At 36.4% G+C, this 12975-nt stretch carries 12 protein-coding genes; 8 read left to right on the top strand and 4 right to left on the bottom strand.

The features are described from left to right. The first annotated feature begins 117 nt into the window (after positions 1-117). Positions 118-2424: an RNA polymerase recycling motor HelD gene (helD, locus tag EGT49_RS10400; protein WP_135374081.1), complete on the top strand. Its 2307-nt coding sequence runs from the start codon at positions 118-120 to the stop codon at positions 2422-2424. A gap of 41 nt (positions 2425-2465) precedes the next feature. On the opposite strand, the gene EGT49_RS10405 is transcribed toward helD, so the two are convergent. Then, complete coding sequence (locus EGT49_RS10405) at positions 2466-2699, bottom strand: hypothetical protein (protein WP_135374083.1); 234 nt, start codon at positions 2697-2699, stop codon at positions 2466-2468. A gap of 171 nt (positions 2700-2870) precedes the next feature. On the opposite strand from EGT49_RS10405, the gene EGT49_RS10410 reads away from it, so the two are divergent. Continuing rightward, positions 2871-3869 (top strand): tRNA dihydrouridine synthase, encoded by a 999-nt coding sequence (locus tag EGT49_RS10410; RefSeq protein ID WP_135374085.1) that lies wholly within the window; start codon positions 2871-2873, stop codon positions 3867-3869. Between the two features lie 757 nt (positions 3870-4626). Here EGT49_RS10410 and EGT49_RS10415 read toward each other — a convergent pair. Together EGT49_RS10415 and EGT49_RS10420 are read right to left on the bottom strand one after the other, a co-directional pair. Continuing rightward, positions 4627-5262, bottom strand: coding sequence for a GPP34 family phosphoprotein (locus tag EGT49_RS10415; protein ID WP_135374087.1), 636 nt, complete (start codon positions 5260-5262; stop codon positions 4627-4629). 11 nt (positions 5263-5273) lie between these two features. Continuing rightward, entirely contained in the window at positions 5274-5849 is a 576-nt protein-coding gene (locus tag EGT49_RS10420; RefSeq protein ID WP_135374089.1) for an SGNH/GDSL hydrolase family protein, read from the bottom strand. Between the two features lie 91 nt (positions 5850-5940). Between EGT49_RS10420 and coaA the strand changes: the two genes are divergently transcribed. The 4 genes from coaA (at position 5941) to EGT49_RS10440 (ending at position 10176) form a co-directional block, all read left to right on the top strand. Then, positions 5941-6867: a type I pantothenate kinase gene (gene coaA, locus EGT49_RS10425; RefSeq protein ID WP_135374091.1), complete on the top strand. Its 927-nt coding sequence runs from the start codon at positions 5941-5943 to the stop codon at positions 6865-6867. Between the two features lie 58 nt (positions 6868-6925). Further along, complete coding sequence (guaA, locus tag EGT49_RS10430; protein ID WP_425456278.1) at positions 6926-8491, top strand: glutamine-hydrolyzing GMP synthase; 1566 nt, start codon at positions 6926-6928, stop codon at positions 8489-8491. Positions 8492-8719: 228 nt separating this feature from the next. Then, positions 8720-9313 carry a type IV toxin-antitoxin system AbiEi family antitoxin domain-containing protein gene (locus EGT49_RS10435; RefSeq protein ID WP_135374095.1) on the top strand — a complete coding sequence of 198 codons (594 nt, stop codon included), beginning with the start codon at positions 8720-8722 and terminating at the stop codon, positions 9311-9313. After that, on the top strand, positions 9310-10176 hold the full coding sequence (locus EGT49_RS10440) for a nucleotidyl transferase AbiEii/AbiGii toxin family protein (protein WP_135374097.1): 867 nt from the start codon (positions 9310-9312) through the stop codon (positions 10174-10176). Before EGT49_RS10435 ends, EGT49_RS10440 begins: the two co-directional genes overlap by 4 nt. A gap of 90 nt (positions 10177-10266) precedes the next feature. On the opposite strand, the gene EGT49_RS10445 is transcribed toward EGT49_RS10440, so the two are convergent. Next, positions 10267-11688 carry a TerB N-terminal domain-containing protein gene (locus tag EGT49_RS10445; protein ID WP_135374099.1) on the bottom strand — a complete coding sequence of 474 codons (1422 nt, stop codon included), beginning with the start codon at positions 11686-11688 and terminating at the stop codon, positions 10267-10269. A gap of 139 nt (positions 11689-11827) precedes the next feature. On the opposite strand from EGT49_RS10445, the gene EGT49_RS10450 reads away from it, so the two are divergent. Next, the gene (locus EGT49_RS10450) at positions 11828-12706 is read left to right on the top strand and encodes a hypothetical protein (protein WP_135374101.1); all 879 of its coding nucleotides are present in this window, start codon (positions 11828-11830) and stop codon (positions 12704-12706) included. Positions 12707-12729: 23 nt separating this feature from the next. Next, entirely contained in the window at positions 12730-12861 is a 132-nt protein-coding gene (locus EGT49_RS12745) for a hypothetical protein (RefSeq protein WP_281275479.1), read from the top strand. The last annotated feature ends 114 nt before the right edge of the window (positions 12862-12975 follow it).

Below are 12975 nucleotides of genomic sequence, written 5' to 3' on the forward strand. Positions count from 1 at the left end.
CTCAATTAAATATTTTTATAAATCTCTTATATAATAATTTCTATATAATAAACGTACTTTTTTGAAATCAGTAAAAAATAGTGGTAACATTATATAACTTTAATTTAAGAGGTTATTATGACAGATAAATCGAAGATTAATGAACTAGACGAAAAGAAAATTGAACAAGCACATTTAGACGATGTGGTTGAGAAGATTAAAAAGTCTGAGGGTCAACTCCAAGAACACATGGAAGTTGCCGAAGAAGATTTAAAAGTTATCAATAATGCTTTTGATGACATTCACTTAGGAATGGATGGAGATGCCATTTCGATGGATGCGGCACTTTCAATTCATCAGCAGCAACAAATGTTGGATGAACGTAATAATAGTTGGCAACAATCCAAACAACGCTTAGGAATCTTGCGGAAATTGGAGAAGAATCCTTTCTTTGCTAGACTTGATTTTCAAGAGAAGGGCGAACCGAAAAAGGAAACAGTCTACATTGGCTTGAGTTCGTTCACAGATAAGAATGATCATTTCTTAGTTTACGATTGGCGGGCACCGATTTCTTCTATCTATTATGATGGAAAATTAGGCGAAGTTACTTACATGACACCTGATGGTGAACAAGAAGTTAACCTTTATTTGAAACGTCAATTTTTAGTTGAAAATGGTCAGATCAGAGCCTACTTTGATACCCAAGAGACCATTGGTGACCAAATGCTTTTGGAAGTCTTAGACGGTAAATCCTCGACGCATATGAAAGGAATCGTTAAGACCATTCAAAAGGAACAAAATAAGATTATTCGTGACACCAAGTCCAAACTCTTATTTGTTCAAGGGGCAGCTGGTTCCGGTAAGACTTCAGCCATCTTGCAACGAATCGCCTTTCTACTATATAGATACCGTGGGACGTTGACATCTAGTCAAGTGGTTATGTTCTCACCTAACTCACTGTTTAACGATTACATCAAAGACGTTTTGCCTGAAATGGGTGAACAAAATATGGTGCAGATGACTTACAAGCAATTTTTAGCTCGTCGTTTGCCTAATTTAAAAGTTGAAAGTTTGTCGGAACAATTCGAAACAGTTGTCGATACTGACAATAAAGCCGTTGCCAAGTTCGTCTCCGATATTGAATTTTTCAAAGTTTTGACGAACTATAGCAAATTGTTGAACCAAAGTGGGATGGCCTTCAAGGATATCAAATTCCAAGGCAAAGTCTTCATTCCTAAAGAAAAGATTCAAGAAATCTACTATAGTTATGGACCTCAATACAACCTCGGCAATCGACTAGATGCGACCGTTGACCGCTTGATCAAGATGTTGCATCGTAAAATGGGAGCGGAAATGCGCTCCAAGTGGGTTTCGGAACGTATCGAAAACTTAGATAAAGAACAGTTGCAGGCGCTTTATAACGCTGCCGACCAAGAATTTAAAAATGGCGATGAAGAAAGAAAATTCTTAGCTCGAAAAATCGTTGCCTATACAATGCAAGGAGTTTACAAGCACATCAAACGCCTGCGCTTCTTGAACGTCGCCAGCAACTATTTGAATTTCCTCAAGGCTGTGCCAAAAATTGTTGAATTGGATAAATATTCAATAACTGTCACGCAATGGCAAAAGTATGTCGATGACTTTATCAAGAATTTCAATAACAAACAGATCTCAATGAATAACTTGAGTCCTTATCTTTATTTATATGACCTAGTTACTGGACGTCATGGAGAACTCGATATGAAGTTTGTCTTCATCGACGAAATTCAAGACTACACACCATTCCAATTGGCTTATATGAAGTACAAATTCCCTCGAGCACGTTACACGATGTTAGGGGATTTGAATCAGTCGATCTTCACAAAAAAGAACAGTCAAACCTTACTTTCTGAAGCGCAAAGTTTATTCGAAGCCGATGAAACGCGAGTTGTTCAATTGGTTCACTCATATCGTTCAACTAAACAGATCACCGACTTTACTAAAGCCATTTTGACCAATGGTCAAAAGATTGAACCATTCAATCGTGAAGGTGATTTGCCTAACTTGTTACAAGCTGATAATTTAGAAACTTCAATTCAACAAGTTATCGGACAATTAAAGGAAAATGATCAGCGTAATTACACGACCGCTATCATCGCTAAGACTTTAGAAGATGCGACAAAGCTGAATGAATTACTTCAAAATAGTGGCGTGAAAACTACCTTAATTCGTTCCGAAAATCAGCGTTTGGCCACAGGGACAATTGTCTTGCCATCATTCTTGGCCAAAGGATTGGAATTCGATGCGGTCATCATGTGGGATGCTTCCAAAGACAAATTTGAGACTGACGAACAACAATTGGTCTACACGATTGCCTCCAGAGCGATGCACAAGTTGACTATCACTTCGATTGGTGAATTGTCACAATTATTGCAACGAGTACCGGAAAAATATTATGTGGAATAAAAAAACTCTCACGCAATTTTGCGTGAGAGTTTTTACTACGACTAATTTAAAATATCTTTGAAGAAATCCACTGTCATATCGAAAAGTGGCTTAAAAATAGCCAATCCCAATAGGAACAAATCCACAAATAGTAGATCAAGCATCCATGTAACCGACATGGAAGTTGTCATGTGGAAGTAAAGTGCAAATAATCCTAGGAATATAGCCACGAAAACAAAGATATAAGTAATGACTAGTCGTGTGATTCTTTCTGATGTGGTTTCTTTATTTTTCATGGCACTTCTCCTCCCTAAATGTTAAACATAGTCTTCTGTTAACGCTTTCATTATAACATTTTCCCAACCGCCTGAAGTTAAAACTTGCAATTAAGTTATCAAAATAGCTATAGTTGAGAGTATTGTAATCAAATTGCATAAAGAGAGATTAAAAAGATTGGAGATGAGATTGTGACCCAGTCAACTTACTGGAATCGCATTGCTCAAAAAGCAAAAGAAGAGGGACGTCCATTTTTTAGTTTGGCACCAATGGAAGCTGTCACCGGTTCAGTTTTTCGTCGCGTTGTGATGAAAGCTAGCGCCCCGGATGTTTTTTATACAGAATTCACCAACGCTTTAGCTATCACACATCCATTAGCCAAAGAATCGACCAAAGGTCGCTTGTACATTGATCCCAAAGAAGATCCCAAACCAATAGTTCAATTATGGGGAAATTCAGGTGAGGATTTTGCCAAAGCGGCTGTCGAAGTGAGGAAACAAGGTTACCAAGCAATCGACATCAACACTGGTTGCCCGGACATTGCGGTAATCAAGAATCATAGTGGAAGTGATTTGATCCGCCATTTTGATACGACTAAAGAAATTATTGAAGGCGCTCGTACTGCCGGACTACCAGTCAGCGTCAAAACTCGCTTAGGATTCAGTGAACTCTCTGAATATAAAACCTGGATTCCTTTTTTACTAGAACAAGACATTCCCGTTTTAACCGTCCACGTTCGGACTAAAGAGGAAATGAGTAAAGTGCCAGCTCACTACGAATTGATCGACGATTTAGTCAAGATGCGTGACGAAATTGCCCCCGATACGCTGCTACAAATTAACGGCGATATCATGGATTATCAAGAGGGAATCAAATTAGCCCAAGAACATCCTGGTGTCGACGGAATTATGATTGGTAGAGGAATTTTCTCCAATCCATTCGCCTTCGAAAAAGAACCTCAAGAACATTCCAGTGAAGAACTTTTAAACTTGTTACGTTATCAACTAGATTTGTATGATGAGTTTGTAGCTAAAGGAATTCCCGGACACTTCGCACCACTACAAAGATTTTTCAAAATTTACGTTCGAGGGATGAAGCACGCCGCTGAAATCAGAAATGATTTGATGCAAACAAAGACAACCGATGATGCAAGAAAAGTAATCACAAAAATAGAAAATCACGAGTACTAATGTTGGGTGGGTTAAGTATGCCGTCCTCCGCAACAAACTCGATTTTGGCTGGAACGTACTGGGCACGACTTGAAACTACCGCAAAGTGCGCGGCATTTCCAAGCTCGGCCTTTCACTAAACGCTAAAGCGTTAAGTGAAATTTCAGTACTGAGCCAAATCGAGTTTGTTACTCCGGACTAAATTTTGGTTCTATTGTTTATTTGCGTTCCGTTTGTTTAGGAATAGAAGTTCTATTTTGAGCTTGCTAGTTTTCGGGAATGAATAGTAAGCCCGTAAAAAGAAACGTATCCAAACAATAAAGCAGTTTTGTGCTCAATCGAATAGAAGTCCTATTCATTTTAAAATCCATTGAGAAATCGCAAAGAATCGGATCTAGTCTGGAGCAACATCTGGGAAATGCTCAGCCGTGAAATTCTTGTTAATGCTTTAGCATTTACAAGAAGACCAATCTTGAAGACAATTTTCGGGCTTAAAAATTGGCTCCAAGTTGCGTCCACAGCGTTCCAGCGTTTCCCAGATGTTGCGGAAGACGGCACTCTAACACAAACTAAAATATAGAAATAAAATAAAAAGATGGCTTAGCAATCTAATTTACAGATTACTAAACCATCTTTTTTTTAGCTGAAACGAGTTACACAAGAGCAACTCCCTCCTAGATAACAAAATTTCAGGAATCACTCGCAAAGTGCGACGAGCAATTTCTGAAATTACGTTATCCTCCGGGAGCTGACCGCTCTTATTCCACTCTCTATTTTTTTAGCTGAGCAATGTCAAAGTTACTCTGTTCAAGCGTTTTGATAGCTCGAACAACTTTTGATAAGTTGGATCTTTTTGGTACATTGAAATTTTATCCTTCAGTTGCTTTTGTTCGAACTGGGAGAAATAGAATTTCAGGTCGTGATTTCCGTAAAGTGTTGCCAGTAGTGCAAATGATTCAGGAGAAATCTTGTCCGAAGTCAGGATTTCCTTTCTCAAGTCAGCAACTAATTCACGTTTGACACTGCGATTAGGTAAATAATTGTTAGTTTTGAAAACTAGGCCGGTCACTGCTTTGGTCACATCGACTTTGTTGACTAGTGAGTCACCGATTTCATTGTAGATGATTCGGGTGATTTTTTCGTTCGTGGCCATGGCTCTTAAAACGTGAGTAACACTTTTACCTTGGTTCTTGTTGATGATCTGGAAAAACTCGTTTAAATATGTCTTGTCGTCAGGCAAAACCCTATTAATGATGACACTATTGTCGGTTAGGTCGATGATATCGTTGATTGCTAAGTCGAAAAATGAGCTCTCAGCTAAATATGCGCGACGTCTGGTATTCTTAAAGATCCGGATGCTACCTTTTTCATTACACGATAAAATAAAATATTTTTGAGGAATATTTAAATCCATAAAGTGCTCCTTTAATTCGACACCAACTCATTGGCCAGTGTTGCTTTAATTTCTGGTATTAATTCGTCTTCTAAAAGATTATATCCTAGTTTACTAAAGTGCAAACCGTCTGCCTGTAGTAATTTGTCCAGATTATTACAGTTTGCCATAATATGAAGCAAATCAATATACGATACGTCTAGTTGCTTACTTAAATGTTCGCATACTAACTCAAATTGCAGTTGGCGCGTCCATGGTTTGGTGGGATTTTTCTTCCAATCAGTGAACGGAGGGGAAAGTAAAATAACCTTTTGATGACCGAGCGTTTCAATCATGTGGGTTAGATTAGCCGCAAATTTACCAGGCTTGATTTCATCATTTATCGAAATATCATTGACACCGAACCCTAAAATAACTGCTTTAGGATGCAGCTTCTTCACACGATCGACACGTGTCATAGCATTATTGGTTTTGTAGTCGGCAATCGACATATTAATAACTTCATACCCAGGAAAGTCCTTGCGAATCCGCTTAGCCAACGTATCGTAAGCTTTGCCATCGATCAGACCCATCAGAGTGAAGTCACCAAATAATACTATTCTTTTCATATATTTTGTCCTTTGTAAAAAAGTTCTATACTATACTAGAATACCAGAAAATAAATAAAAGTTAATTACTATATTAGGTAGGTTTAACAATATGCAGAGTTTAACTAACTATGACGAGTTCTCAAGAAAAGAATGGGAAAACTTTCATGGTGAATATAAGAAACAAGCCATCACGGATGGAGAATTGCGTAAGATCAAATCATTAGATGACGAAATTTCAATTGACGACGTGCGTTCGATTTATGCACCGATTCGACATCTTTTACATATTTACTTAAAAAATTATCGTAAATTAACCAAATTGAAGAACGAATTTTTAAATAATGAAACGCGAAAAGTTCCCTTTATCATTGGAGTCTCTGGTTCAGTGGCAGTCGGCAAAAGTACTACCGCTAGACTGTTGAAAATTATGCTAGAAAGAGCTTATCCACAGTATAAAGTTTCTCAGATGACGACTGACGGTTTTTTGTATCCTAGTAAAGTTTTAAAAGAACGTAATTTAATGGGCAAAAAAGGTTTTCCGGAAACTTATGACATGCAAAAGCTGTTGGATTTCTTAGGTGAAGTCAAAACTAAAGGCGGCAAGATCAAATATCCGCTCTATTCACATAATATTTACGATATTATTCCTGGTAAGTACGAGGAATTGGACAATCCGGACATCTTGATTGTGGAAGGGATCAACGTTTTGCAATTGCCGCATAATGAGCAAATTTATGTGAGTGATTTCTTTGACTTCTCTATCTATATTGATGCCGAAGTGGCTGATGTTGAAGAGTGGTTCTTGGATCGATTCGAGACGTTGCTTAACTTGGCACACAATGACCCGAATAGTTATTATTATCAATTCACCCAGATTCCGGAAACTGAAGCGATGGAGATGGCAAAAAATGTTTGGGAAACGATCAACTATCCCAATTTGCGTGATTACATCAAGCCGACGATGAACCGAGCTGATTTGATTTTACACAAGTCGAGTGACCATCAGATCGATAAAATTTATCTAAGAAAATATTAAGCGTATACAATATATGACATGGAACCAAATTTCGTATACAATAGAATAAATAAAAAAAGTGGGGGAAATTGATTTGAGCAAGCAATGGCCTGATGCTGATAGCATCATTGTTCTAGACTACGGTAGTCAATACAATCAATTGATTACGCGTAGAATCAGAGATATCGGTATATACTCTGAATTACTACCAAATACTATTACTGCTGAAGAAGTTAAAGAAATCAATCCTAAAGGTATTATCCTTTCTGGTGGACCAGATAGTGTCTACGATAAGGGTGCCTTTTCAATCGACCAAGACATTTACAAGCTAGGTATTCCTATCTTAGGTATTTGTTACGGTATGCAATTGATGTCTTATAACCTTGGCGGTAAAGTCGAATCAGCAAGTAACCGTGAATATGGTCACGCTGATATCGAAGTAACTGATAAAGACGCCGTATTATTCAAAGACTTACCTGAAAAGCAATACGTTTGGATGAGTCATGGTGACCTCGTTAAAGAAGCTCCAAAAGGCTTCAAAGTGGTTGCTACAAGTAAGAATGCGCCTATTTCATCAATTGCTGACGACGAACGCAAGATGTATGGTGTGCAATTCCATACAGAAGTTAGAAACACTGAATTCGGTTCAGAAATTTTGAAGCATTTTGCTTTTGATGTGTGTGAAGCAGAAGCTAACTGGTCAATGGATGATTTCATCGATCAACAGATTCAAAAAATTCGTGAAACCGTCGGTGACAAGAAGGTCCTACTTGGTTTATCAGGTGGTGTTGACTCTTCTGTTGTTGGTGTTTTACTACACAAAGCTATCGGTACACAATTGACAAGTATCTTCGTTGATCATGGACTTTTGAGAAAGAACGAAGCTCAACAAGTTATGGACAGCTTGGAAGGTAAGTTTGGTTTGAACATCATCAAAGTTGATGCTCAAAAACGTTTCCTAGACAAACTTGCTGGTGTAAGTGATCCAGAAAAGAAACGTAAGATTATCGGTAACGAGTTTATCCAAGTGTTTAACGATGAAGCTCAAAAGCTTGATGGTATTGACTTCTTAGCACAAGGTACACTTTATACTGACGTTATCGAAAGTGGTACAAGTACTGCTCAAACAATTAAATCTCACCATAACGTAGGTGGACTTCCAGAAGACATGCACTTCAAGTTGATTGAACCACTTCGTACATTGTTCAAGGATGAAACCCGTGAATTAGGTGAAAAATTAGGTATGCCACACGAATTAGTATGGCGCCAACCATTCCCAGGCCCAGGTCTTGGAATCCGTGTTATCGGTGAAGTTACTGAAGACAAGTTACAAATCGTCCGCGATAGTGACTGGATTCTCCGTGACGAAATCGCCAAAAACGGCCTAGACGAAGAAATCTGGCAATACTTCACAGTCTTACCAGGAATTCGTTCAGTTGGTGTTATGGGTGATGGAAGAACTTATGATTACACAATCGGTATCCGTGCCGTTACATCTATTGATGGGATGACAGCCGACTTCGCTAAGATTCCTTGGGATGTACTTCAAAAGATCTCAACAAGAATCGTAAACGAAGTAGACCATGTCAACCGTGTAGTTTATGATATTACTTCTAAGCCGCCCGCAACAATCGAGTGGGAGTAGACTTCTAATAAAAATAAGAGCATCTCTGATTAATTTCAGGGATGTTTTTTGTATTGTAATTTTGTAATACTATAAACTAAAGATTGAAAGCGAATCAATCGTAATATTTGAGATACAAGATTATGATTAATAGGGAATTCTAGAATTCGTAAACTATTTTATCCGTTTTTTACTCACTGTGTGATACTATTTGAGTATAAAGCGGATTTTTGGACTGAGGTGAAATAAATGAACCAAAAGGATGAGATTATTGAATACTTGAACAAGAATGGTGGTCAAATCACATCTAAAACAGTTAATTCAATGGGTATCTCGCCTAGAGTGTTACGCAACATGTATGCTCATGGACAGCTTGAAAGATTAGCGCCAGGTGTTTATATCGATCCATTCGAATTTGGCGATGATATTGCTGCACTACAGTACAACCTTTCAAAAGGTATTTTCTTCAAGGACACAGCACTTTTTCTTTATGGAATGATTGATCGAACGCCAAGTATTTATGAAATGAATTTCCCGTTACCATATGCATATAGTACAAAAACCGATGCGCCAATTAAGATTTATCGGCAAAGAAAGGAGCTTTATGAAATTGGTATAACAACAACTGAAACCCCTGGGGGGCACTTGGTTAAGACTTACAATGTGGAGCGCACCTTGTGTGATATTCTGCGAACGCGAGATAGGTCTGATGCTGAGACAATTAAACAAGCCATGAATAGTTACATTCATCGGAGAGGAAAAAATCTCCATCAATTAATGACGTATGCAAGAATATTTAAAGTGGAAGAAGAGATTAGAATGTATATGGAGGTTTTACTGTGAAATTTGAATTTACTGATCAAAAGCAATTTTTGGCTAGAATCAGAAAACTGGCAAAGGAAAGAAAAATCACACCACAGATTATGCTGCAAGAGATTGTTTTGGATGACCTGATTGACCGAATCTCTAATTCACCTTATCAAAATAATCTCATACTGAAAGGTGGCTTCTTGATTGCATCTCTAATTGGGACTGACACTCGTTCAACACGTGATGTTGATACCTCAATTATTGGCTTACCAGTTACAGAGGACAAGATGAAAAGTGTGTTTCAAGAAATATGTGTGATTGAATTACCTGATGATATCATCAAATTATCAATTGTTAAAATCGGTGAAATTAGGGAAGATGATGAGTATTCTGGTTACAGGATTCATATACGTGCACAAATCTATACCACACGTGTTGATGTTAAAATTGATATATCAACTGGAGATGTGATTACCGAGTACGCTATCCAATATGGATACAAAATGATACTTGAGAATCGGACTGTCCAGATTATGGCGTACACAGTTGAAACAATAATTGCTGAAAAGTTGGAGACAATTGTTAGTCGGGCAGAAGCTAACACACGATTGAAGGATTTTTATGATTTGTATTTGCTTGATTGTCAGGAGAAGGTTGAAATAAGGTATGACATATTGAAAAAAGCGATGCAAGCAACTTCTGAAAAACGAGAAACAACTCATCAATTAGATACTTATACTTCGACATTAACGGCTCTTAAAGCAAGCCCAAGTCTACAAAGATTATGGATTAATTATCAAAAGTCCAATGAATATGCACATGGAATTGATTTTCGAGCAACTTGTGATGCGGCAATTGATCTTGTTAAAAAGTCTGGACTTGAGCAACAAATATGATTTTGGAGATAATGATATTTACTGTAGAAGCAATTATTAACTAAAGGTTGAAAAGTTAATATATTAAAATAACCCCGGATTGTCGGGATTTTATTGCAAAGTATAACCTTTAGATTTATCTCTTGTTACATTTCTATCAAAAGATGTGGTGGCTTTTGATAATCTAACATCTAATTTTCCAGATAAAGAATAGACTGTATTATTAGTACCATATTGAATACCATCTTTAATAATTGAAATTTCGTCTTTAAATCTATTTTCTTTATGATACATAATGGCCAATTTGGTGGCTGCTTTTTCACTCATTAATTTTACTATGGAAAGCCATTCTTTTTCTGCTCTATCCCATTCTCCCTGTTTATAAAAAAGATCACCTAGAAAGTAATGTGGTAAAACCCTATTCAAAACTTTATCATCATGTATAATTTTCGGATCGTTATATATAGAATAGTCATGTTTAATATTTAAAGTAGATTCGTACATTTCTTTTGCGGTTTGTATTGATTTATCCGTGGACATGGGATGTCCGGTATTAGGATTTATTCTCCGAGAATTTGTTGGCTCAATTTGCTTTTTGGGGGTGATATTTCCATTTTTTCTCATAATTTTGAGAGATTTCTTAGTCAAGTCATGTGACTCTTTAAGTAAATAATATATATCTGTCATAATATTTCTCGATTTAGAAAAATCAGGAATAGAAAACACTAATGGACCAGGTACTCGGGTTGCTAAACCTGTGATGGTTTGAGAAGAAAGGGAAATATTTGCTAAACAAATATCTGTCATAGGAACATCTGTTATATTTTGAGGAATTGGATAATAATCTTTGGAATATAATTTTTTCATTAAATTTTCTAAATTTTTTTGAAAAACATCAGGATTATTTTTTATATATCTAGTATTTTCCCAATTAAAATCTTTAGCAGCATTCATTATTTCTGGGGCATTCAAACCACCGTTTAATGCTCCTTTAGCGATTAATAGTAGTGAAGAGCTAGAACCGGGAGTGATATTGTGTAAAAATTTTGGCTCTTTATAAAGCATGGCAGCGTAAACTAAGGCTACATTTGAATAGTAATTGAATGAATTATTAGTATTATGATACTTTTTAAGTCGTTCAATCATTTGAATCGCTTGATTGTATTTTGAAGTTTTGATATATCTTTCTAATCCGTAAAAAAATGTAAAAACGTTACCCATATCAGTAGACGAGTCAATATTGGTCAGCCATTCTAAATAAGAATATCTTTGAGAAGGGGACATTCTCGTATAATTAGGCCAGTATCCTAATTTTTCAGGGACGTTGGTAGATAAAGGAAGCTTATATGAGATAGCTGATGGTTCTTCAGATGATTTATCGATATTTTTGTTTTCACCATCACTAAACCATAAAAGATTTTGTACATCTTGCGGAATGGATGGAATGAATGTGTTGACAGATTGTTTGAAGCTGTTTTTATGTACTGCACCAATACTATGCTTATGTTTTTGAAACATATCAAATAGTCCCATGATTTTACCTCCAAAATTTCAATTTAGTATTTAATCACAGTATAAACATTAGAGTATGAATATTAAAATGTTTTTAAATTTATATAAGAAATAACGTTTTTAGAATAATAAAATCATAGTAATTATAGGAGGAATAGGCTTGAAATTTACACAAAGCAGTGAATGCAAAGTTTTATACAATTATCCAGAATCAATATTAAAAGGGACAGTTGAAGTGTTGGGACATTTCGAATTATTTCAACAATGGAATGAAGACAATATTTCACAATTTTTAATAATATTGGGAAACACTTCTGAATTTGGTGATAATCCAGAAGCAGATGGAGCTCTATTAACTGTATACAATGCTGTGAAAGCCTATTTTAACTATTTGGTAACTGAAAATGAATTAAACATGTCACGAGAAGACTTACAATATTTGTTAGAAAATTTTGAGAAAGATAATGAACTCTATGTTTTTCCAAAGTTTAGCAGTCTGGAAGAAGAATCAAAGGAGTGGAGTTGGCAAGTTGCTTACGAGATCGATCAAACGATTGATAAGTGGATTAATGGCTACATAAAAGCATCTAAGCATCCAGAACGTATCGAGCAGGCTGAAATTTTCGATTATATGAGAAACCTATCAAAACAAATTTATGATCGTAATCGTCTGACTCCTAATAATTGGAATCATGAAGCTATTGAGGCGGCAATAGTTATTAATGGTACCCAACTACCCATGAAAAAAGATTATTACCTAGCTAGAAATAAGGAAGTTGCCAGCTTATTGGGATATGTTGTTGATCAGCACTGGATGAAGGGTAATCAAGCTGCTATTATTAATCAAAGTCTTAAAGCAAGTGTAGAAACTGCCAGTAAAGTATTGAGATATTTTGATGAATCTGAACCAGAAGAAACTTACGCAAATAAGTACCGTAATTTTACTATTACAGATGAAAGCTTTGTCTTGAGACTTTTGTATGAAGTTGATAAATTTGCCGGAGTGGATGAAGACATGAATGATTTATTACTATTTTAATTAGTGGAAAGGGGACAGATCTTATGTCAGATAAAGTAAGTAAAACAGATAAGCTCTTTAAAGTAATTGACAAATTAGATAGTTCCAAGCTGGGTAAAGTTTTAGATGTCACGGGCAATTTGATTCAATCTGGAGCGGATGTGGTTAATCAGTAAGCAGTAAATAACCGACCGTATTGATTTTCTGATTTCTTTCAGAACGCAAAAACACCCGACTTTCTTTCCAGAAAGTCGAGTGCTTTTTCTTCTATAATTGTTGGTTTAGGCTTC

This window comes from Companilactobacillus suantsaicola, assembly GCF_004745525.1.
GTDB lineage: Bacteria > Bacillota > Bacilli > Lactobacillales > Lactobacillaceae > Companilactobacillus > Companilactobacillus suantsaicola.

What these genes read in the sequence shown, in the direction of transcription:
- EGT49_RS10405 (WP_135374083.1), bottom strand. Translation starts at nt 2,699, where the DNA reads ATGAAAAATAAAGAAACCACATCAGAAAGAATCACACGACTAGTCATT.
- EGT49_RS10445 (WP_135374099.1), bottom strand. Translation starts at nt 11,688, where the DNA reads ATGGGACTATTTGATATGTTTCAAAAACATAAGCATAGTATTGGTGCA.
- helD (WP_135374081.1), top strand. Translation starts at nt 118, where the DNA reads ATGACAGATAAATCGAAGATTAATGAACTAGACGAAAAGAAAATTGAA.
- coaA (WP_135374091.1), top strand. Translation starts at nt 5,941, where the DNA reads ATGCAGAGTTTAACTAACTATGACGAGTTCTCAAGAAAAGAATGGGAA.
- EGT49_RS10420 (WP_135374089.1), bottom strand. Translation starts at nt 5,849, where the DNA reads ATGAAAAGAATAGTATTATTTGGTGACTTCACTCTGATGGGTCTGATC.
- EGT49_RS12745 (WP_281275479.1), top strand. Translation starts at nt 12,730, where the DNA reads ATGTCAGATAAAGTAAGTAAAACAGATAAGCTCTTTAAAGTAATTGAC.
- EGT49_RS10415 (WP_135374087.1), bottom strand. Translation starts at nt 5,262, where the DNA reads ATGGATTTAAATATTCCTCAAAAATATTTTATTTTATCGTGTAATGAA.
- EGT49_RS10435 (WP_135374095.1), top strand. Translation starts at nt 8,720, where the DNA reads ATGAACCAAAAGGATGAGATTATTGAATACTTGAACAAGAATGGTGGT.